This window comes from Rhizomicrobium sp. (assembly GCA_037200985.1).
GTDB lineage: Bacteria > Pseudomonadota > Alphaproteobacteria > Micropepsales > Micropepsaceae > Rhizomicrobium.
Genome location: JBBCGJ010000001.1, coordinates 1,104,703 through 1,125,620, shown reverse-complemented (window position 1 = coordinate 1,125,620; position 20,918 = coordinate 1,104,703). Strand labels below are relative to the sequence as shown.

20 protein-coding genes are annotated in these 20,918 nt (G+C 66.7%); 8 read left to right on the top strand and 12 right to left on the bottom strand.

The genetic code is table 11. The features are described 5' to 3' along the window. Positions 1-50 precede the first annotated feature (50 nt). Complete coding sequence (locus WDN01_05325) at positions 51-566, bottom strand: YcxB family protein (protein MEJ0025431.1); 516 nt, start codon at positions 564-566, stop codon at positions 51-53. Between the two features lies 1 nt (position 567). Further along, complete coding sequence (aspS, locus tag WDN01_05320) at positions 568-2,367, bottom strand: aspartate--tRNA ligase (GenBank protein MEJ0025430.1); 1,800 nt, start codon at positions 2,365-2,367, stop codon at positions 568-570. Between the two features lie 125 nt (positions 2,368-2,492). Here aspS and WDN01_05315 point away from each other — a divergent pair, with 125 nt between their 5' ends. Continuing rightward, positions 2,493-4,376, top strand: coding sequence for an alkaline phosphatase family protein (locus tag WDN01_05315; protein ID MEJ0025429.1), 1,884 nt, complete (start codon positions 2,493-2,495; stop codon positions 4,374-4,376). 48 nt (positions 4,377-4,424) lie between these two features. Further along, positions 4,425-5,570: a ribonuclease D gene (gene rnd, locus WDN01_05310; GenBank protein MEJ0025428.1), complete on the top strand. Its 1,146-nt coding sequence runs from the start codon at positions 4,425-4,427 to the stop codon at positions 5,568-5,570. On the opposite strand, the gene WDN01_05305 is transcribed toward rnd, so the two are convergent. Next, positions 5,571-7,358, bottom strand: coding sequence for an autotransporter outer membrane beta-barrel domain-containing protein (locus WDN01_05305; protein MEJ0025427.1), 1,788 nt, complete (start codon positions 7,356-7,358; stop codon positions 5,571-5,573). Positions 7,359-7,573: 215 nt separating this feature from the next. On the opposite strand from WDN01_05305, the gene WDN01_05300 reads away from it, so the two are divergent. After that, positions 7,574-8,722: a helix-turn-helix transcriptional regulator gene (locus WDN01_05300; protein ID MEJ0025426.1), complete on the top strand. Its 1,149-nt coding sequence runs from the start codon at positions 7,574-7,576 to the stop codon at positions 8,720-8,722. A gap of 57 nt (positions 8,723-8,779) precedes the next feature. Here the strand turns inward: WDN01_05300 and scpB are convergent, their stop codons facing one another. The 5 genes from scpB to WDN01_05275 all read right to left on the bottom strand — a co-directional run bounded on the left by scpB (position 8,780) and on the right by WDN01_05275 (position 13,446). Next, on the bottom strand, positions 8,780-9,505 hold the full coding sequence (scpB, locus tag WDN01_05295) for an SMC-Scp complex subunit ScpB (GenBank protein ID MEJ0025425.1): 726 nt from the start codon (positions 9,503-9,505) through the stop codon (positions 8,780-8,782). Further along, positions 9,502-10,311, bottom strand: coding sequence for a ScpA family protein (locus tag WDN01_05290; GenBank protein MEJ0025424.1), 810 nt, complete (start codon positions 10,309-10,311; stop codon positions 9,502-9,504). The genes scpB and WDN01_05290 overlap by 4 nt, the downstream gene beginning before the upstream one ends. Next, positions 10,308-11,336: a beta-N-acetylhexosaminidase gene (gene nagZ / locus WDN01_05285; GenBank protein MEJ0025423.1), complete on the bottom strand. Its 1,029-nt coding sequence runs from the start codon at positions 11,334-11,336 to the stop codon at positions 10,308-10,310. The genes WDN01_05290 and nagZ overlap by 4 nt, the downstream gene beginning before the upstream one ends. Positions 11,337-11,356: 20 nt before the next feature. Further along, positions 11,357-12,190, bottom strand: coding sequence for an SPOR domain-containing protein (locus tag WDN01_05280; GenBank protein ID MEJ0025422.1), 834 nt, complete (start codon positions 12,188-12,190; stop codon positions 11,357-11,359). A 62-nt stretch (positions 12,191-12,252) separates the two neighbouring features. Then, the gene (locus WDN01_05275) at positions 12,253-13,446 is read right to left on the bottom strand and encodes a deoxyguanosinetriphosphate triphosphohydrolase (protein MEJ0025421.1); all 1,194 of its coding nucleotides are present in this window, start codon (positions 13,444-13,446) and stop codon (positions 12,253-12,255) included. Between the two features lie 55 nt (positions 13,447-13,501). Between WDN01_05275 and erpA the strand changes: the two genes are divergently transcribed. The 4 genes from erpA to WDN01_05255 all read left to right on the top strand — a co-directional run bounded on the left by erpA (position 13,502) and on the right by WDN01_05255 (position 16,987). Further along, positions 13,502-13,843, top strand: coding sequence for an iron-sulfur cluster insertion protein ErpA (gene erpA, locus WDN01_05270; GenBank protein MEJ0025420.1), 342 nt, complete (start codon positions 13,502-13,504; stop codon positions 13,841-13,843). 288 nt (positions 13,844-14,131) lie between these two features. After that, on the top strand, positions 14,132-14,914 hold the full coding sequence (gene xth, locus WDN01_05265; protein ID MEJ0025419.1) for an exodeoxyribonuclease III: 783 nt from the start codon (positions 14,132-14,134) through the stop codon (positions 14,912-14,914). Between the two features lie 8 nt (positions 14,915-14,922). Beyond that, the gene (locus WDN01_05260) at positions 14,923-15,291 is read left to right on the top strand and encodes a glyoxalase superfamily protein (protein MEJ0025418.1); all 369 of its coding nucleotides are present in this window, start codon (positions 14,923-14,925) and stop codon (positions 15,289-15,291) included. Positions 15,292-15,430: 139 nt separating this feature from the next. After that, the gene (locus WDN01_05255) at positions 15,431-16,987 is read left to right on the top strand and encodes an ATP-binding protein (GenBank protein ID MEJ0025417.1); all 1,557 of its coding nucleotides are present in this window, start codon (positions 15,431-15,433) and stop codon (positions 16,985-16,987) included. Positions 16,988-16,995: 8 nt separating this feature from the next. Here WDN01_05255 and WDN01_05250 read toward each other — a convergent pair whose 3' ends face one another. Together WDN01_05250 and WDN01_05245 are read right to left on the bottom strand one after the other, a co-directional pair. Further along, a complete protein-coding gene (locus WDN01_05250) occupies positions 16,996-17,730 on the bottom strand; it encodes a histidine phosphatase family protein (GenBank protein ID MEJ0025416.1) in 735 nt (244 codons plus the stop codon). Between the two features lie 5 nt (positions 17,731-17,735). Further along, positions 17,736-18,854 (bottom strand): CaiB/BaiF CoA-transferase family protein, encoded by a 1,119-nt coding sequence (locus tag WDN01_05245; GenBank protein MEJ0025415.1) that lies wholly within the window; start codon positions 18,852-18,854, stop codon positions 17,736-17,738. A gap of 75 nt (positions 18,855-18,929) precedes the next feature. On the opposite strand from WDN01_05245, the gene WDN01_05240 reads away from it, so the two are divergent. Further along, on the top strand, positions 18,930-19,325 hold the full coding sequence (locus tag WDN01_05240) for a hypothetical protein (GenBank protein ID MEJ0025414.1): 396 nt from the start codon (positions 18,930-18,932) through the stop codon (positions 19,323-19,325). On the opposite strand, the gene WDN01_05235 is transcribed toward WDN01_05240, so the two are convergent. Both WDN01_05235 and WDN01_05230 read right to left on the bottom strand, forming a co-directional pair. Further along, positions 19,322-20,251 carry a DUF5996 family protein gene (locus WDN01_05235; protein ID MEJ0025413.1) on the bottom strand — a complete coding sequence of 310 codons (930 nt, stop codon included), beginning with the start codon at positions 20,249-20,251 and terminating at the stop codon, positions 19,322-19,324. The genes WDN01_05240 and WDN01_05235 overlap by 4 nt on opposite strands. Then, positions 20,248-20,898, bottom strand: coding sequence for a DsbA family oxidoreductase (locus WDN01_05230; GenBank protein MEJ0025412.1), 651 nt, complete (start codon positions 20,896-20,898; stop codon positions 20,248-20,250). The genes WDN01_05235 and WDN01_05230 overlap by 4 nt, the downstream gene beginning before the upstream one ends. Positions 20,899-20,918 lie beyond the last annotated feature (20 nt).

The window sequence follows — 20,918 nt, the reverse complement described above, 5'->3', positions numbered from 1 at the left end:
GCGGGGACCCAGGCCGCAAACAAGCGCGGCCGGCTGGGTTCGTGCACGACTCAAGCCCCGATCCGCGCCCGGTCTCGCAACACCTCGCGCAGCAGCGCGCGCAGACGCGGAAGATCGGCCGGTGCGAAGGCACGAAGCGGGAGATAACGAACGCTGAGGGGCCGGATGCGCAACAGGAACGCGCGCCGCGTTTCCCTCGTACGGCGAACCGCGCTCCAGGGCATGAACAGCGAAAGGCCGCGCCCATCGGTCAGGCGCAGTCCATCGCTCGCGACATGATAGTCGATGGTCCGCTGCAGGCGATTGAGCGGAAGGAAAAACAGGAACGACAGCGCCACCATCACGACGAACATGATGAGGCAAAACAGGATGACCATGACCATGAGTGTGACGGCGGCGATCACGATGATGTCGAACCGGCCGGGCAGCCCCCTCGGGAGGTCGTAGAACGCGTAAGCCCCGCACGCCAGCCCGACGAGCGGAACCACATATTTCCCGCTCGCATGCCAGCGGGCGAGGAACACGTCTGCGAACCGGATGACGGCGTGTCCCTCGACCGGCTCCATGTCACGCCTTCTCCGGCTGCACCACGCGGATGTGAAGTTCGCGCAGTTGCTTGGGCAAGACCTCGGTCGGCGCGTTCATCAGGAGATCCTGGCCCTGCTGGTTCATCGGGAACATCGTGACCTCGCGGATGTTCTCCTCGCCGGCCAGCAGCATCACGACGCGCTCCAGACCGACCGCGCAACCGCCATGCGGCGGCGCGCCGTGGCGGAACGCGTTCAGCATGCCGCCGAACTTGCTCTCCGTGAAATCGCGGCCGCTGCCGGCGATCTCGAACGCCTTGAGCATCACCTCGGGATCGCGGTTGCGCACCGCGCCCGACAGCATCTCATAGCCGTTGCAGACGATGTCGTACTGGAACACCTTGATGCCCAGGATCGTATCGCGATCCTTCTCCGGATCGAGCGCCATGAAGTCCGGCGTGTCGAATTGCGGCAGCGAGAACGGGTTATGCCCGAAATCGATGCGCTTCTCGTCCTCGTTCCACTCATACATCGGCATGTCGACGATCCAGCAGAACTTGAAGACGCCCTCTTCGACCAGCTTGAGTTCGGTGCCGATCCGCGTACGCGCCAAGCCGGCGAGCTTGGCCGCCCGCTCGGTCTTGTCGGCCGCGAAGAACAACGCGTCGCCGGCCTTGATGCCGGCGCGCGCGACCAGCTCGGCCTGCGCCGCCTCGGGAATGAACTTGGCGATGGGTCCCTTGCCGACGGTCTTGCCGCCATCGTCTTCGAAGATCACATAACCGAGGCCCGCGGCGCCTTCCGAGCGCGCCCATTCGTTCAGCTTGTCGAAAAAGGAGCGCGGCTGCGCCGCGGCGCCCGGCGCCGGGATCGCCCGCACCGTCTTGCCCTTGAACGCCTTGAACGCCACGTCATCCCGCGCGAACACGTCCGACACGTCGCAGATCACGATCGGATTGCGCAGGTCCGGCTTGTCGGTGCCGTATTTCAGCGCCGCGTCCTCATAGGTGATGTGCGGCACCTCGGCGTAGACCTTCCGGCCTTCGGCGAACTCCTCGAACGTCCCCAGCAAGACCGGCTGGATCGCGTCGAACACGTCCTGCTGCGTGACGAAGCTCATCTCCATGTCGAGCTGGTAGAACTCGCCCGGCGAGCGGTCGGCGCGGCCGTCCTCGTCGCGGAAGCACGGCGCGATCTGGAAATAGCGGTCGAAGCCCGCCACCATGATGAGCTGCTTGAACTGCTGCGGCGCCTGCGGCAGCGCGTAGAAATGGCCGGGATAGCGGCGGCTCGGCACCAGGAAGTCGCGCGCGCCTTCCGGCGACGAGGCGGTCAGGATCGGCGTCTGGTATTCGGTGAAGCCCTGCCCGATCATCCGCGTACGGAGCGACTGGATGATCTTGGACCTGAGCACGATGTTCTTGTGCAGCCGCTCGCGCCGCAGGTCGAGGAAGCGGTATTTGAGCCGCGTTTCCTCCGGATAGTCGAGGTCGCCGAACACCGGCACCGGCAGCTCCGGCGCCGTCGCCTGCACCGTCACCGCGTCGATGCGCATCTCGACCTCGCCGGTCGGCAGGTCCTTGTTGACTGTTTCCGACGTGCGCGCCACGACGCGGCCGGTCAGCGTCAGCACCCATTCGGAGCGTGCCTTGTCGCACTCGGCGAAAGCCGGCTCGTCCGGCTCCACCACGCATTGCGTGATGCCGTAATGGTCGCGCAAGTCGATGAACAGAAGCGCGCCATGATCGCGCCGCCGATTGACCCAGCCCGACAGCCGGACGGTCTGTCCGACGTCGCTCTTGCGAAGCTGGCCGCAAGTGTGGGTGCGATAGGCATGCATGGCGAAAAACCTTTGAAAGCAGCGGTGTTTGACGGGTATCCGTGTCGCGGTCAAGGCCCGCGCCGGCATAGTGAAACTGTCGCGAAACCGGGCCTAAGCTGCGGACAGAATAGAGGATTCCCTTGATGAAGCCGATCCGTATTGCCCTTCTTGCCGCCCTCGCCCTGACCGCCGCCCTGCCCGCTTCCGCCAGGCCGGCCCGACACGCCAAGCCGGTTCCGCCGGCGCAAGCGGCGCCGGCTCCCGGAAAGCCGCACAATGTGATCGTCTTCGTCGCCGACGGCCTGCGCTATGACAGCGTCAATCCCGACGTGGCGCCGACCTTCGCCCGCATCGCCAAGGATGGCGTCGATTTCGCCAACAGCCACTCGATCTATCCGACGGTCACCACCGCCAACGCCTCGGCGATCGCCTCGGGCCACTATCTCGGCGACACCGGCGATTACGGCAACACGCTGTTCGTCGACTTCCCCGTGCCCTGCCGCCAGGGCGCCGTCGTGACCTTCCTGGAAGACGATTGCGTGCTGCGCGACGTCAAGGACCACTTCCCCAACGGCTATATGGGCCAGACCACGCTGATCGGCGCCGCGCGCGCCGCCGGCTTCAACACCGCCATCCTCGGCAAGAAGGGCCCCGCCGCGATCCAGAACCTCGGCTCGCTCGATGCCAAGGACGCCCGCGTCGACGATCCGCTCGGCGTCTTCATCGACGACGCCACCAACCGCGCCACCAATCCCGACGGCACGCCGACCAGGAGCACGAGGCTGAGCGGCGCGCTCGGCGCCGAATCCTTCGCCGCCACCGGCGACGACCGCCCCGCCTTCACCAGCGCGCCGAACCTGACGCAGCAGGCCTGGCTCGTTTCCATCGCCGCGCAGGCGCTGGTTCCCGATCTCAAGGACAACGGCAAACCCTTCGTGATGCTTTACTGGTCCCGCGACCCCGACGCGACGCAGCACTCGGCCATCGACAGCGAGGGGCGCCTCGTGCCCGGCATCAACAGCGCGAGCGCGCGCATCGCCATCGCCAGCGCCGATTTCCAGCTTCGCGTGTTGATGGAGGCGCTGAAGCTCGCCGGCCAGGACGGCACCACCGACATCTTCGTCACCGCCGATCACGGCTTCTCGACCATCGCCAAGGGCATCCCGCCGGCCGACGGTTCGACGCCGCCGGCTTCCCTGCCCCAGGGCTTCCTCGCCTTCGACGTGGCGCAATGGCTGGGCGGCCAGAAGCTGTTCGATCCCGATCGCTCCAACACCGAGATCGTTCGCGACGACGGCGACCGTCCCAGCCAGGGCAACGCCCTGATCGGCCCGAGCGCCGAGGCGCCCGCCGCCATCGTGGCCTCGAACGGCGGCACGGACTTCATCTACGCGCCCGGCCCGGGCGGAGCCGCCACCGCCAAGGCGATCTTCGCCAAGCTGGTCTTGGCGTCCTATGTCGGCGCCCTCTTCGTCAACGACGCGCTCCTGAACGCCGATCCGGCCGCCTTCGCCGGTGCGCTGCCGATGAGCCAGATCAACCTGATCGGTTCCTCCAGCCTGCCGCAGCCGGCTATCGTCGTCGGCTTCCGCTCCTTCCTCGCCAAGGGCTGCACCGCGACCCCGTCCCTGCTCTGCACCGTGGAGATCGCCGACACGCCGCTCCACACCGGCCAGGGCATGCACGGCACCTTCAGCCGGGCCGACACGCGGAACTTCATGGCCGCCATCGGACCGGATTTCCGCAAGGGCTTCGTCGACACCGCCCCGGTCAGCAATGCCGACATCGCGCCGACCGTCGCCCATATCCTGGGGATATCCCTGGCCGGACCCGGCACCCTGACCGGCCGCCCCGCCATCGAAGCCCTTGTGGGCGGCGCACCGGTGACGGCGACGTCCGGGACGCTCCGCTCGGCCCCCGGTGCCGGCGGGTTGCGCACCGTCCTGGAGTACCAGCAGGTGGGCACCGTCCGCTATTTCGACGCCGGCGGCATCCCCGGCAGGACGGTGGGGCTCAAGGCCAAATAGCCGCGCGCAAGGGCCGCGCGAATCCGCTATCACGATCCGATGCGGATCGTGGACAACAATGCCGACCTCAGCGCCCTCATCGCCGAGATGGAGGACGCGCCCTATATCGCGCTCGATACCGAGTTCATGCGCGACCAGACCTATTGGCCCAAGCTCTGCCTGATCCAGGTGGCGGCGCCGGGCGTCGAGGCCATCGTCGACCCCCTGGCCGAGGGCATCGACCTGGCGCCCTTCTACGAACTCCTGAAAAAGCCCGGCATCGTCAAAGTGCTGCACGCGGCGCGGCAGGACATCGAGATCTTCCACCACCAGGGCGGCATGATCCCCGATCCTTTGTTCGACAGCCAGATCGCCGCCATGGTCGCGGGCTTCGGCGACGCGGCGTCCTACGAAACGCTCTGCCGCAAGATCGCGCATGTCGAGATCGACAAATCCTCGCGCTTCACCGACTGGTCGCGCCGGCCCTTGAGCCAGAAGCAGCTCGACTATGCCATCGGCGACGTCACCCATCTGCGCACGATCTACGAATATCTGAAGAAGCAGCTCGAGAAGACCGGCCGCGCCTCCTGGGTGCAGGAGGAGATCGCGGCGCTGCAGGATCCCGATCTCTACGCGCTGCATCCAGAGACGGCGTGGAAGCGGCTGAAGCCGCGCACCTCCAACAAGCGTTTCCTCGCGATGATCGCCGCGCTGGCCGCCTGGCGCGAGCGCGAGGCCCAGGCCCGCGACATCCCGCGCGGCCGCGTCCTCAAGGACGAGGCCTTGATGGAGATAGCCGCTCATCCGCCGGAGGATGCCGACGCGCTGGAGCGCATCCGCGCCGTGCCCAAGGGTTTTGCCAATTCGCGTCTCGGCAAGACGCTGATGGACGCCATCGAGGAGGGCCGCCATGCCAAGCCGCCCGAGCCCCTGGAGCTGGACCGCCCGCGGCGGCGCCGCGAACCGAGCCAGGCCGCGGTCGATCTTCTCAAGACGCTGCTGCGCCTGCGGGCCGAGGCGGTGGGCGTCGCGCCGCGCCTGATCGCCAATGCCGACGACATCGAGCGCCTCGCCGCCCTGGAGGACGAAGGCGTCCCGGCGCTGCATGGCTGGCGTGCCCAGGTCTTCGGCAACGACGCGCTCGCCTTGCGCAAGGGCGACCTCGCCATCGCGCTGGAAGGCGGCGAGGCGGTGGTGGTGGAGCTGGAGGATTAGCTAGAACGTCGCGATGGTTATCCCGACATTGGCCGACTGGTTGACGGAGCGGCCGCCGGTAAAGGCCTCGTAGGCCGCGAAGGCCTGGATGCCGTCGGCGAGTGCGTATCCGGCATGAAGGCCGAGGTCGGCGCCCGTGCCGTCATCTCCCGGCGCTTCGATGACGAGCAGCGGGCCGCCGGCCGTGAAGCTCACGGGCAGTCTGGGGGCCAGATCGCCGAACCGTGTGGCGACGCGCGTGAATCCGCCGACCTCGAAGCTGGGAGACAGCGGAATGCTAGCATCGAGACCGGCATAGAACTGCCCGCGCCGGAAGTCGGCGGATGGCGCCTGCAGCGCCAGAGCCGATCCGGTCTCGACGAAGCCGCCCATGTGAACGCCGGTATAGGTGAGGCCCGCATGCGGTGTCAGGACGACGTCGTCCATCGTGAAGCGCCAGCCGGCTTCGGCGCCGCCGAAATAGACATTGACGCCGTCGCGACTGGTGGCGGTCTCGCCGAGGCCGATGGGCGAGACCGTGGTCGAGAGATGACCGGAGCCGAGGCCGATGGCCGCGTGGGCAAACAGCGGACCGGACTCGAAGGCAGCGTTGAACGCGGCCGTCGTCAGGTCGAAGCCGCCGCTCTCGCCGGCGTCATGCAACCCCAGGCTGGTGCGGCCCCAATCGACCGACGCGCCGATGCGCAGAGCGTCGGTAAGCCGATACTGGAAGCCGCCATTGATGCCGCCGCCGCTACGCGAATCGCCCGGCGTGTCGCCGCGCCCGGGCGTGGTCGATGCCTGGCCCCAGCCGTCGATCCACAGGCCTTGCGCGTCATCGGACATGGCGAACAGCCGCGCGATGAAGCCCTCCGCCTGCTCGAAGCCCGCCACGGCCGCCACCGCATGCACCGTGCCGATGGGTTTGACCGTGCCTGTCAGCGTGTAGACCTCGGAGGTCAGGGTGTCGGTCGTGGTCGTCGTCGCCTGGTCGATATAGTCGGTGGTGCCGGTGTCGACATTGAAGACGACCTGCCCGCCTGCAAGGAGGACCGGTGTCCCGCCGCTCGAGCAGGTCGGCCTGGCCGTACTCGGGAGGCTTGCGACGCTGACTCCGCAGGTCGAACGTGTCCCGATGTAAAGGCTTGGCGTTGGACCCCGCACGACGCCGTTGACGACATTCTCGACAACATAGAAGCAGATTGGCGACAGCCCACCAGTTGCTTCGCAGGGCGCGCTGAACGCTCCAATCACGGCGCCGTTGTAGGACACCTCTCCGTTCGTCTGATTTATGACAAAATCCGTGCCGGGAATCGTGCCGTTATCGAAAGTCGTTACAGTGTTGGAGATGACCGTGTGATCAAGGCTGTAGGTCGTGACCGAAGATGAGGTCGTCGTCACTGTCCGGCTGGTCAGGGTCGGGCCGAGAATGACGACGCCAGGGCCGCCGGCCGTCGTGATCGCCAGACGCGCCTGCCCAACGCCGGCCTGGACGGCGGGATCGCTGAACGGCAAGGCGAAGGTCCGGTCGTAGAGCGGCGCGCCGCCGGTGATTTTGCCGATCAGTTCCGTTCGGAAAGATGTCGTCTGGTTGGTGACGACGCTCGGCGCATTGAAGACAAGTTCCTCGCTCGTAGAGGCTGTGAATCCGGTATCCCCGAAGGCATAAAAGCAGTTATTGGCCGCGATTGTGCAATCGGGGAGTGCGGCCTGGGCAATCGCCGGCGTCGATGTGATCCATGCCGCGGCCACCAGCAGCGCGACCGAACCCACCCTGCGCGCCCCGCCGCGCATCGCAAAACTGTCCATCATCCCGTCCAAAGCCGATCCGCCGAGGCGAAACTAGGACGCGGCACGCGTCATCCGCATCATTCAGGTGAATGGTGCCGCCGCCGCATGCTCCAAACGCCGTAAATCCGGGAAAATCCACGGCGCCGGGCGCCGGCCTTGCCGCGGCGCGCGATCTCGGATTTTCTGCCTGCGAGAGCCTCGGCCGCGACGCGCGCTGCGGCAGGGAACGTGCAATGGGCGACATATCCGACCGGGAAGGCCTGCTGGATCTCGTTTACGAGACCGCCATCGATGCCGGCCTGTGGCCGGCGCTGCTGGAGCGTTTCGCGGGCCTGATCGGCGGCCATGCCGCGGCGCTGCGGTCCTATACCGTGTTCACGGAAGTCGGCAGCGTGGTGGCGGCGGGTTTGGACTCCGTCGATTTCGGCAACCGTCTTGGCCGGTTTGCCGATCGAAACCCTTTGAAGTCGCAGCCGGGCCGATTGCATCCGAAGGCGCGTGGGCGCGGCGGACGCTGGCTACCCGGCATGATGCGGGATGTGGATTGGCTGGCCAAGGACGAATTCGTCCGCACGGAATACTACAACGACTTCTACACGGCCTTCGACATCCATTCCGACATCTCGATCGGGCTGACCTTCGAAGACGGCAAATGGACCGGGATCGACGCCTATCGCGCACAGCGCCAGGGGCCGTTCACGGCCGCCGATCTCGCCTTTTGTGCCGCGCTGCATCCGCATCTGATACGGGCGCAGAAGCTGGGCCGAAAGCTTTCCGAGGCCCGCGCCGTCGCCCAAAGCCTCGCGCACATCGTCGACCGGTCGCCCGACGCCCTGTTCCTCATCGACCGGACGGGACGCGTCCGCCATGTCAACAGCGCCGGCGAAGCCATGCTCGCGCGGCGTGACGATTTGACGGTCGTGGGCGGCATGCTCATCGCCTGCCGCGCGGAATCCGGAAAACGGCTGCAAGCCCTGATCGGCGCCGCCGGATCGCGCGATCCGCAGGTCCGGCAAGGCGGCGCGATGGCCCTGACATCGGCGGCAACGGAGGCGCGGCTTTCCATCACCGTCGCGCCGCTGCGCGCCGAACGCTTGTCGGACGACGGCCCCTGCGTTCTCGTGGGAGTCAGCGATCTGGACGCGCCGTGGCGCATCGCGGACCAGCAATTGCGGGACCTGTTCGCCCTCACGGTCGCGGAGATCCGCGTGACCCGCTGGCTGCTGGAAGGCCAGGCGCCGCGCGAAATCGCAAATCAACTCGGCATCAGCCTTAACACGGTGCGATCGCAGCTTGCCAGCATCTTCGAGAAGACCGGCACGACCGGCCAGGCCGAGCTTTCGCGTTTGCTGGTGCGTGCTGGCGGCGGTGTGCTGCAATAGATTGGGTGTCCCGTCCGGGGCCCGAACGCGGTCCCGCCGGAATCGGCCAACGATACTCTAGTTCAGCTCCGGCCCGCCGGTCGCCAGGTCGGCCTCTTCCTCGCCGGTGTAAGGGTCCTCGTCGGGGCCGAGCTCGTCGCTCGGGCTCGGCACGTCGAAGCCGGCGGGCGGGATGGCCTCCAGGAAGCCGGCCGCCTTCAGCTCGTCCACGCCCGGCAGGTGGTTCACATTCTCCAGCCCGAACTGGACCAGAAAGGCCTCCGTCGTGCCGAAGGTCACCGGCCGGCCCGGCGTCTTCTTGCGGCCGCGGATCTTCACCCAGCCGATCTCCATCAGCACGTCCAGCGTCCCCTTGGACAGCATGACGCCGCGAATATCCTCGATCTCGGCCCGCGTGACGGGCTGGTGATAGGCGATGATCGCCAGTGTCTCGATCGCCGCGCGGCTCAGCCGCCGCTGCTCGGGCTGCTCCTTGCGCAGCAGGAAGGCGAGGTCCGGCGCGGTGCGGAACTGCCATTTTCCCGCGACATTCGAGAGGTTTACGCCGCGCTTCTCATAGACCGCCTGAAGCTCGGCCAAGAGCGCAGGCACATCCGCCCCTTCTGGCAGCGATGTTGACAATGCCGTCGCATCGAGCGGCTCGCTCGCGGCGAACAGCAAGGCTTCCGTCATGCGCAGATGCTCGGCGTTTACGCCCACGGCCTCGTCGGCTGGCGTCTCCTGTTCCACTTCCACTCCCATTTCCGTTTCGATCTTGGCGACCAGGCGGGCGACTCCACTCATGGCGAGACCTCAGCGATAGGCGCGATCTTGTCGCGAATATAAACCTCTTCGAACGGCGCCATCTGGCGGATTTCGATCCGTCCGTCCCGCGCCAGTTCCAGGCAGGCGAGCAGCGTCGAGGCCAGCGCCGAGCGCCGCCGCTGTCCGCCGGACCATTCGAACGGCAGAAGCCGCTCCAGCCCGCTCCAGTCGGCGATGCGCCCCAGCATCCGCTCCAGCCGCGCCCGCGCCTCCTCGATCAGAAGCACCGGGGCGTGCTGGCGGACATAGTTCTTGCCGCCCAGCGTCTTGGTGCGCTGCGTCGCATAGGCGGTCAGGAGGTCGAACAGCGTGTCCTTGTAGGTCTTCAGCTTGACCACATTGACCGGCTCGGGATCGCCCCTGCCGAAGACATCGCGCCCCAGCCGGTCGCCGGCCATCAGCCGCGCCGCCGCCTGGCGCATCGCCTCCAGGCGCTGCAGCCGCCAGCGCAGCCGAGTCGCCATCTCGTCCGCCGTCGGCTCGCCGTCCACGGTCGGCGGCTGCGGCAGGATCAGGCGCGACTTGAGATAGGCCAGCCACGCCGCCATCACGAGATAATCGGCCGCCAGCTCCAGGTTCATCTTCTTCGCGGATTCGATGAATTCGAGATACTGGTCCGCGAGCTTCAGGATCGAGATCTTCGCGATGTCGACCTTCTGGTTGCGCGCCAGGGTCAGCAAAAGGTCGAGCGGCCCTTCGAAGCCGTCGACATGCACCATCAGCGCCTCGTCGGCCAACGCCACGATGGCGTCGAAATCGCCGAAATTCTCGCCTGCGTCGCTCATGCGCCCACGTCGCGATAATCGGCGCCCATGAGCTCGGCCAGCCGCGCCTCGGCGCCCGCCGGATCGAACGCGTCCGGCGCGCTCAAATGCGACAGCGCGTGTTCCGCGCGCCTGAGCGCCTGCCCGTCCAGTTCCTTCACCTCGGATGCCACTTCGGCCATCTCGTCCATCTTGCCGTTGCAGTGAAGCACCACATCGCAGCCCGCAAACAGTGCAGCCTTTGTACGCACCGACAAGGGCCCGTCCAGCGCGTTCATCGAAAGATCGTCCGATATCAACAGGCCGTCGAATCCGATCTCGCCGCGAATCACGTCGCGAATCACCTTCGGGCTGGTGGTCGCAGGGCGCTGGGGATCGATGCTCTCGTAGACGACATGCGCCGTCATCGCCATCGGGCAGGTATTGAGGCTCCGGAACGTCACGAAATCGGTGGCGCTGAGCTCCTCGGCCTCCGTCGCCACGCGCGGCAGCGCCAGATGCGAATCGGCGGTGGCGCGGCCATGGCCGGGGATGTGCTTCATGACGGGCAGCACGCCGCCTTCCAGCAGGCCTTCGATCTGCGCCCGGCCCAGATCGATTATCGCGGCCGGATCGGCCGCGAAGGCGCGGTCGCCGATCACGGCGTCGGCGCCCGCCACCGGCACGTCGAGCACCGGCAGGCAATCGACGTTGATTCCGAGCTCGGTCAGGTCGTGCGCGATCAGCCTGGCATTCAGATAGACCGCCTCCAGCGCCGCCTCGTGGCTCGCGGCATAGACCTCGCCGAAGCGCGCCGCGGGCAGCCTGGCCTTCCAGGCGGGCGGCTTCAGCCGCGCCACGCGCCCGCCTTCCTGGTCGATCAGCACCGGCGCGTTCGCATCGCCGACCGTGTCGCGCAGCGACGCCACCAGCGCGCGGATCTGATCCGCAGGGCCGATGTTCCGCGCGAACAGAATGAACCCCCAAGGCCGGAGCTCGCGGAAAAAATCCCGCTCCGCGGCGCCAAGCTCGAAGCCGGCGCAGCCATAGATCGCGCGTGTCCGCATTCCCCTACTCTTTCGTCCGGCTACTTCGCCAGGAGGCAGTCGCCGCCCTCGGCCTTCAGCTTCGCGCACAGGGCGCTCGCCTCGGCCTTGCTGCCCGCCACGATGCGCAGGCGATGCCACGTTCCCTTGGCCCCGAGATCCACCGCCTGCACATCGGACGACAATCCGCCCACCAGCGAGGCGTGCTTGGCCTTGTACGCGGCCCAGGCGGCGTTGGCGTCCGCCGCGGACTTGTACGACCCGATCTGGAGCAGCCCCGAACCGGTCGGCGGAGCCGTCGCAGGCGCGGTAACCGGCGCGGGAGCCGGCTTGGGGGGCGGCGTCACGGCCGCCGTCTGAGTCGGGGCCGGCTTCGGTTCGACCGGCGCGGGCTTGACGGCAGCGGGCTCGGGCTTCGGCGCCGCGGGCGGCGCGACGACCGGCTTGGTCGCCGGCACCTGCGCCGGCGCCATGGCCATGGACTGAGGCTTGGGAGGCGGCGGGGCCGGCGTAGCCTGAACGGGGGCCGGCTTCATAGCATCGTTCGACGGCGGCGCGGTGTCGTTGCCGGCATCGGCGTCGGACGGCGCGGGCTGCTGATAGATTTTGAGGCCGGTATAGGGCGTCGGCGTCCCGCCGGCATTGTCCGGCGCCACCTTGGCCGGACCCTGGTCGGCCGCGATCACGCGGGGAGCCTCCGCGTGGCCCTGCTGCACGCCCTTCTGATAGGCGAGCCAGACCACGGCACCGAACGCCGCCAGTACGAGCAACGCGATGACGATCAGGAGCGGAAGGCGCGAGCCTTCGACGTCTTCCTCGTCCTCGGCGGCGTCGAACACGCGCACGTCGTCCGATCCTCTCTCGAAATTGGCCATGGTCCCGGCTCCGATTCTCTTGACCCTAATCTAGCACCCGTCCGCGCCCGAATCATGGCGGCCTAAAGCTCGATAACCTCACGGAAAACCCGGCCATATTCCAGCAGCGCGTAGCGGTCCGTCATCCCCGCGATGTAGTCGCGCACCACCCCGCCCGTCACGGCGTCCCCCGGCGCGCCGCAGAGCGCCGCCCAGTCGGCCGGCATCTGGGAAGGTTCCGCGCTGAACGCCGCGAACAGTTCGGCGACCACCGCCTTGGCCCGGCCGATCGGCACCATGACGCGCGGGTGGCGGTACATATGCGCGAACAGGAAGCGCTTGAGCGCGTCCACCTGGCTTGCCATGGATGGGGAGAACGCCGCGAGGGCACCTGTCTGCGCGCGGACGTCCTGCGCAGAGGCGAGCCCCGCAGCGGCGATCCGGGCCCGCGTCTGCGCCAGCAGGTCGTCGACCATCTCGCTCATCAGTGTACGGACAAGCTCGCCGATGAAGCGCCCGAGTTCCAGCCGCCCGAACCGGTCCAGCACCCGCCGGACATGAGGGCCCGCCAGCGGCGCGCCGGCGAGATCGTCGATGGTGAACAGCTCCGCCCGCAAGCCGTCATCGATGTCGTGGTTCACATAGGCGATGTCGTCGGCCAGGGCCGCGACCTGTGCCTCCAGCGACGGCCAGCGCCCAAGATCGAGCGGCCAGCGCGCGTCGAACGACTCGATCGGGCCGGCCAGCGGCGGTTTCAGCGGCCCATTGTGTTTGACCAGGCCCTCCAGCGTCTCCCAGGTCAGGTTCAGTCCGTCGAAGGCGGCATAGCGGTGCTCGAGCTTGGTCACCAGCCGCAGCGCATGGGCATTGTGGTCGAAGCCGCCGATGCCCTCGGTCGCCGCGTTCAGCGCCTCCTCGCCGGCATGGCCGAACGGGGTGTGGCCGAGGTCGTGCGCCAGCGCCAGGCTCTCGGCCAGGTCCTCGTCCAGCGCCAGCACCCGCGCCAGGCTGCGGGCGATCTGCGCCACCTCCAGCGAATGGGTCAGCCGCGTGCGGTAATAGTCGCCCTCATGCTGCACGAAGACCTGGGTCTTGTGCTTCATCCGGCGGAAGGCGGCCGAGTGGATGATGCGGTCGCGGTCGCGCTGATAGCAGGTCCGCGTCGCGCTCTCCCGCTCTTCGAAATACCGGCCCAGGCTCTGCGAGGGACGCGCGGCGAAAGGCGCGCGCGCCGACGGCGCCTCGTAAAGCGGGGGAATCAGGGAGCCCTTAGGCATGACGGGGCTTTTACCCCCTTTTGCGTGGCGGGGTCAGCCACTACATAATGAGCGCATGACCGTCGAAACCGCTCTGCCCGTGACCGTTTCCGCCCGCGCCGCCAGGCGCATCGCGGAGATCCTGAAGTCGGAACCCGCGCCCACCATGCTCCGGCTGGCGGTGACCGGGGGCGGCTGCTCCGGGTTCCAGTACAATTTCGCGCTCGACGACGCACGCATGGACGACGACCTCGTGGTCGAGCGCGACGGCGCCACGGTGCTGATCGATCCGGTCAGCCTCGACTTCCTGAAGGGCGCGGAGATCGATTTCTCCAACGACCTGATCGGCGCCGCCTTCAAGGTCAACAACCCGAATGCCCAATCCTCCTGCGGCTGCGGCACCAGTTTCTCGGTCTGAGAAATATTTCGCGGCAAGAAAATATCGTTCGCCGCGGCACGGCGGAAAAACTTATCCACGCAGCAATTTCAGAGTCTCCGCATCCTCCGCGGCTTCGTGTGAATCCTCTGTTGGATAACCGCTGAAAAAATCGCATCCGGAAAAATTTCAGACAGCCCCTTGAACCGAGTCGGTCTAGGCACCAAATCAGCCACATCCCGATACCTATGAGCAGGCAGTAGGCGGCGCGAACGCGCGTCGCCCCGGCGTCGAATCCCGGCTAGACTTGCCGCCTCACCGAGGGCCGCCATGAAGATCGCCACCTGGAACGTCAACTCGATCCGCACGCGCCTCGACGCGGCCGTGATGTGGCTCAAGGAAGCCAATCCGGATGTCGTCTGCCTCCAGGAATTGAAGTGCCAGGAGGAACAGTTCCCGCGCGAGGCGTTCGAGGCCCTCGGCTATAATTGCGCCGTACACGGACAAAAGAGCTACAACGGCGTCGCGATCCTCTCCAAGCGCCCGATGGAGGACGTCACCCCGCGACTGCCCGGCGACGACGCCGACAACCATTCGCGCTACATGGAAGCGGTGATCCCCGGCGAGAAGGGCATGGTGCGCGTCGCATCGATCTACGCGCCCAACGGCAATCCGGTCGGCACGGAGAAGTTCACCTACAAGCTCGCCTGGCACGAGCGGCTGCATCGTCGCGCGAGACAGCTTCTGCTGGGCGAGGAGGCCGTCGCCTTGATGGGCGACTACAACATCATTCCGATGCCGGAGGACTGCAAGGATCCGAAGAACTGGGTGAAGGACGCGCTCTACCAGCCGGAATCGCGCGCCGCGTACCGCAAGCTCGCCAATCTCGGCTATACCGACGCCTTCCGCGCCTGCAACACCGAGCCGCATCAGTACACCTTCTGGGACTATTTCGCCGGCTCCTTCGAGCGCAACAACGGCATCCGCATCGACCACGTCATGCTGACGCCCCAGGCCGCCGACCGCCTGAAAAGCTGCGTCATCGACAAATATGTCCGCGAACGCGAGAAACCGTCGGACCACGTGCCCATCTGGTGCGAACTGGCGGTCTAGGAGGTGCCATGGTCCGTCTCGATCATCTGAGCCTTCCCGTCCGCGACTGGCAGCGATCGCGCGACTGGTACCGCGACAGCCTCGGTTTCGTCGTCGAATTCGAGATCCCGGAGCGCAAGACGGCGGCGATGAAGGACGACGCCGACCTGACCGTCTTCCTCACGCAAGGCGACGTCGTGCCCTGCCCCGGCCTCGCCTTCACCCTCCAGGTCGACAACGTCGACGCCAAACACCGCGAACTTGCCGGCAAAGGCTTTGCCTTCGTTCATCCGCCGATGAAGGTCTTCTGGGGCTATGGCGCCGAACTGCTCGATCCCGACGGCTACCGTCTCCAGCTCTGGGACGAAACGTCGATGAGGGAAAAAGGCGGGGGATAAGTCGGATATCGAAGGCGCCCGCCACGCTTCGCGCCCCAGTTGCGTTTGATCAATGAACGATAGCGACGGGTGGGGAATAGTCGGATTCGGATCATCGGCTAGAGGCGACATTGGCGCGTTCTGACATCTCGGTTGCGGCATGCGGCTGTCGGAAGAAGGCCTGAACGCCGTCCTGGCGCAGGCGCTGGTCGCGGCACTCGTCGTCGACCAGCGGGGCATTATTTGCTTCGCCAACGCGGCGGCCGAACAGGCTTTCGGCTACCCAGCGCCTGACATGCTCGGGCATCCGCTGGAGCTCCTGATTCCGCCGTCGTTACGCGACGCGCATCGGCGCGGGTTCGACCGTTTCATGTTGTCGCCGTCCCCCGTCACGCTGACGCCGCGGCCGACCTTGCGCGCCTTGCATCGCGACGGACACGAATTTCTCATCGACATCCGGCTGTCGCCGATCGAAACCGAGGCCGGACCGCGCGTCTATTGCGTGGTGCAGGATGTTTCGCGGCAGCGGCGGCTGGAAGAAGAGCACGACAAGGCGCTCCTGGATCTGACGCAGGCCAAGGCCGAGGCCGAAGCGGCGAGCGCCATGAAGTCGTGGTTCATCGGCGCCGCCGGCCACGATTTGCGCCGGCCGCTGCAGGCCGCGCAGGCTTATCTGAGCGTGATGGAACAGAAGCTGGAGTATGGGGAACTCGAGGACATCGCCGTCAAGACGCGTCAATCGCTGGCCGCGATGGCGAGCATCCTGGACGTCCTGTTGGATCTCGGCCAGATCGACAGCGGCACGATCAAGCCGCGTATCGCCGATTTCAGGCTCGGGGAGCTCGTGCAGCGCGTGATTGCCAGCTGCCAACCCCAGGCGGCGATCAAGGATTTGCGGCTGACCTGCGAAGGCGAAGACCCTGTCGTGCGCAGCGACCCGGCGCTCCTGGAACGCATCGTGACGAACTTCGTCGGTAACGCCGTGCGCTACACCGAATCCGGCGGCGTCAGCGTGAGCTGCGAAGCCGCCGACGACGTCGTCCGCTTGTCGGTGTCCGACACCGGAATCGGAATCCCGCCGGAGTCACTTGCCACCATTTTCGACGACTACGTGCAGTTGGGAAACCTGGCGCGGGATCGCCAGCGCGGCATGGGCCTCGGCCTTTCGATCGCCAAGCGTCTCGCGCAAGCGCTCGGGCACTCTATTTCCGTGCGGTCGACGCCAGGCGAAGGTTCGACCTTCACCGTGGAAATTCCCGAAGGGCATGGGGACTCCAAACGAAGGGCGGAACAAAGAGACGTTCCAATCCAATCACCGGCCTCGACTTCCGGAACGTTTTTGCTGGTCGACGACGATTCCAATATCCGCGAGTCGCTCGCCATGCTGCTGGAGACGTTCGGTATGACCGTACATACCGCAGCGAACGGTGCCGAGGCACTCGCATTGATCGCTGGAGGACTCCGGCCCGACATGATCCTGACCGACTACCGCCTGCCCGGCTATGACGGACTCGAAGTCATCGCGCGCGTTCGCGGCGCCCTGAATTCGGAGGTGCCGGCCATCCTGATAACCGGCGACATGGCGCCACGGTCAGCCGCCCATCCGGCGAACTTCGCGCTGCTCTACAAGCCATTCTCCGCCGAAGAGTTGAGGACGCTGATCGAGAAGATGCGCCGCAAGCCGGGTCCGAAGCTCACGCTGGTCTCGAGCACATAGGCCCGCCATCAGCGCAATTCCTCGGTCGCGTCGCGTTCGAAGATCGCTTCGAGGCTCGTCAGGTTCATCCCGTGCTTCAGCCAGTTATAGGGTGTGAGGTTCACCGACTTGATCATCGCCCGCACGATCCCGCCGTCCGCATCGAGATCGAAATCGAGCACATTGATGCAGCCGGTGTCCTGCTCGAAGGCGCCCATGGCGGAAAGGCCCGCGCCGCAGGCCCAGCTCAGCACCAGACGGTTGATCCCCTCATGCGCCACCACCAGCGCCGTGTGCCAGCCCGTCTCGCCGAGCAGCCGCCTCAGCGCGGCCACCGCGCGCGCCTGGGCCTTGGCATATTCCTCGCCGCCCTGGTGGTTGGTGGCGCCCGGATTGCCGGCCTCCGAGAACCGGATCTTCATCCGCTCGATCATCTCGGCGCGGTTCTTGGGCGGCGGGTCCATCGAACCGCCCGCGATCTCGACCAGGCCCTCGTCGATCTCGAGCGGCGGCGGCGCGGCTTGCGCCGCCAGCACATAGGACGCCGTCTGATGCGTGCGCGGATAGCCCGAGCACACCGCGCGGTCGAAGGCGACATGCGACAGCGCCGCGCCGGCGGCCTCCGCCTGGAACCGTCCGCGCGTCGTCAGGGGCACGATGTTGATCGCACCCTCCGCCGCGACATGCTTGGCGAGGTAGTCCACATGGCCGTGCCGCATCAGATAGATGCGCCGGCGCGAAGCCGTTCCGGGAAGCGCGTTCATGGAGCCTAGATCGCACCCGCGCTTGACAGTTTCGCGACCTCGTCGGCCGAGAAGCCCCAGGCAGCGAGCGCGGCGGCGTTGTCCGGGCTTTCCGGCGGCCCCTGCACTTCCGCGACAGTGCGCGAGAAGCGCGGCGACGGCGCCGGCTGCACCACACCACCGACCTCGACGAAGGTCTGCCGCGCCACATTGTGCGGATGCTTGGGCGCTTCGGCCAGCGACAGCACCGGCGCATAACAGACATCGGAGCCCAGCATGAGCGCATCCCATTCGTCGCGCGTCCTGGTCTTGATCGCGGCCGCCAGCTTGTCCTTCAGCGACGGCCAGGCATGGCGATCCATCTGCGCCGCGAACGCCGGGTCGGTTATTTCCGCCTTCTCCATCAGCTCCTTGTAGAACTGCGGCTCGATCGAGCCGAGCGCGATGTATTTGCCGTCCTTCGTCTCATAGGTATCGTAGAAATGCGCCCCGCCATCGAGCAGGTTCTGGCCGCGCTCGTCCTTCCACATGCCCATCGCCGCCATGCCGTAGAACATCGACATCAGCGAGGCGGCACCGTCGGTCATCGCGGCATCGACGATCTGGCCCTTGCCCGAGACGCGCGCCTCTAGGATGCCGCACACCACGCCGAAGGCGAGATAGAGCGCGCCGCCGCCGAAATCGCCGACCAGGTTGAGTGGCGGCACCGGCTTGCCGCCGGCGGGACCGATGCCGTGCAGCGCGCCGGTCAGCGCGATGTAGTTGATGTCGTGCCCCGCCGCATTGGCGAGCGGGCCGGTCTGACCCCAGCCGGTCATCCGGCCGTATACGAGTTTCGGATTGCGCTTGAAGCACACATCGGGTGCGACGCCGAGCCGCTCCATCACGCCGGGGCGGAACCCTTCGATCAGCGCGTCGGACCTCTCGATCAGAGTCAGCGCCGCCTCGACGGCCTCGGGCTTCTTCATGTCGAGCGCCACCGCCTTGCGGCCGCGATAGGTGATCTCGGCGTTCGACGGCGAACGGCCGCCCTTGCGATCGATGCGGATGACCTCGGCGCCCATGTCGGACAACAGCATCGCCGCGAAGGGACCCGGCCCGATTCCGGCGAATTCCACCACTCGAACGCCCTTCAGGGGACCCATGCAAACCCTCATCGCAATTGCGCCGCATTTCCCTCTTAGCCGTCCATTCCGGACAGGACAACAGAGGGGAAGAGCATGCGCCGACGCTTATTCGCAGCCGCGATCTTCGCCCTTGGCGCCGCTACGGCAACCGCCGCGGATGCGGCGCCGACGCTGGTTTTCAAGGTCGACAAGGTCACCGCCGCGATCGTGCGGAACCACCTGGTGGTCAGCGCGACGGGCGCGGTCCGAACCGGCGGCTGGAGGCAGCCCCGTCTGCACATGCGGGAATTTCACATTCCCGAATCGGACACCGAGATCATCGAGTTCCTCGCCTCGCCCCCAGCCGCGGGCGCGGTCGTGATCCAGGCGCTTCTGCCGGTCACCGCGACGGCGGTGTTCCCGCTGCCGCGCTATGCGACGGTCCAGGTCAAGGTGGTGTCGGAGACCAACAGCATCACGGCGCCGATCGGCGCGCCGCAGAACCCCTAAACCGGCCGCACGCGGCGCGGGGCACCGAGCGCGCACTCAAGCGCGGCACGATCCCAGCGTCCGGCATCGGCGGCGGCGGCATAGCTGGTCTCGAGGAAATCGAGAAGCATTCCGTCCGGATCGGCGGCGGCGCGCACCGTATCGTATGGCAGGACGAACTCGCCCAAAGCTGCTTCGAACCGGCCGGCGGCGACCGCGCGATCGCGATACCCTTCGGGTTCGGGATAGGCATAGGAATAGAACGCGGCTTGCGGAAACGTATCGCTGCCCGGCCAGAATCCGGCGCTGCTTACCTCGTGCGAATAGGCCTCGCGCACCACGGCGTCCGGCAATCCCGGAACGCCGCCCGGATGCGGCGGGGCGATCCGTCCGGAAAAGCGCGTTACCGCGAGATCGAAGCTGCCCCAGAAGAAGTGCACCGGACTGACCTTGCCCAGGAAGCCGCTGCGAAACAGCTTGAAGACACGGTCGCTCTGCAGCAGCGCACGCCAGAACCTATGCGCGGCGTCGGCGTCATAGCTCTTGTGCAGCGTATCTTCGGAAAACGGGATCGGGTTGGCGAGTTCATTGGGCATTTCGGCAATAGAAACCGTCACACCCAACGTATCCAGCATCGCAAGGACCGCATGGTAGAAGTCGGCCACCGTCCGCGGTTCGAGCGCAAGCGCGCGCTCCAGGCCCTGGCTGGTACGAGCGACCAGTCGATGCGCGATGAAATCGAATTCGATCTCGAGCACCTCGTTGCCGAACGGAATGGGCGACGTGCCGAGTCCGCGTCCTGTCATGTAGAGGGGCACCTGCCAGGAGTGGTTGATCCAGGGCGTCAGGGCCAGACGGACTTTGCCGACGATCTGCGTCCAGAGCTGCAGCGTCATGGCCGTGTCGCGCCACGCCGCGAAAGGCAGGTCGGGCCACGCCGCGCTCATGGCGCCACGTGCTGTTCCTGCGCGGCCTGCAACGCCTTGTCGATGACCCGCACCAGGATCTCGGGCTCGCGCGCGCCGGAGATCATGAACTTGCTGTCGAAGATGAAGGTCGGAACGCCGCTGATGCCCATCTGGTTGGCCATGCCGGCCTCGCGCTCGACGAGCGCATAATCGGCATCGCCGGCGAGCAGATCGCGCACCAGAGCCGTGTCCATTCCCGCCTCGCCCGCCACATCGATCAGAACACCGGGATCGCCGATATCGCGCGCTTCGATGAAATACGCCTTGAACAGCCGCTCGACGACGACGTCCTGCACGCCAGCCCCGCCGGCCCAACGGATCAGGCGGTGCGAGTCGAGCGTGTTGGGCGATTTGGCGATCCGGTCGAGCGCGAAATCGATGCCCTCCCCCGCGCCCTCGCCGCGGATGGTCTCGCCCATCGCGGCCGTGCGCGGCGTATCGCCGAACTTGGCCTTCAGATAGGCCCGCCGGTCGACGCCTTCGCGCGGGATCATGGGATCGAGCTGATAGGGCCGCCAGAACACCTCGACTGGGACATCCGGCCGCATCGCCAGCGCGCGGCCGAGCCGGCGCTTGCCAATGAAACACCACGGACACACCGTGTCGGAAACGACGTCGATCTGCATGCCGCGAGCCTACCAAGAAA